Annotated in this window: 1 protein-coding gene; it reads left to right on the top strand. The window is 42.5% G+C overall.

Annotation, left to right across the window (positions count from 1 at the left end):
- Positions 1 to 351, top strand: a 351-nt coding sequence (locus DS885_RS02435; RefSeq protein ID WP_258546827.1) for a sensor histidine kinase, incomplete at both ends; no start/stop codon positions are given.

Here is a 351-nt window from a genome sequence, read left to right as displayed (position 1 = left end):
AGATAGCGCAAAACTAGATAAAGGCAAGTTCCAGCTAGAATACCGCGATTTTTATCTCGTCGAAGAAGTGGATTCTGTTGTCTCAACACTGTGGCTACAAGCGCAACGCAAAGGTTTACATCTTGAATTACAAATTGATGAAGATGTACAACGCTATTATCACGGGGTGCCGGATCGACTAAGACAAGTACTCACAAACATTATTGGTAATGCGATCAAATTCACTGAGCACGGTGGAATCACCGTGATAATTAACAGCCCTGAACCTGATCTTTTATACTTTGCCATCGTTGATACCGGGATGGGGATGACGGAAGCACAATTACACTCTGTTTTTGAAGCCTTTGCACA

Origin of the sequence: Psychromonas sp. B3M02, assembly GCF_003318165.1 — a bacterium.
In the GTDB taxonomy this organism is placed as follows: Bacteria; Pseudomonadota; Gammaproteobacteria; order Enterobacterales; family Psychromonadaceae; genus Psychromonas.
Note: the sequence above shows the minus strand (reverse complement) of the source record. Positions and strands in the feature narration are given on the sequence as shown.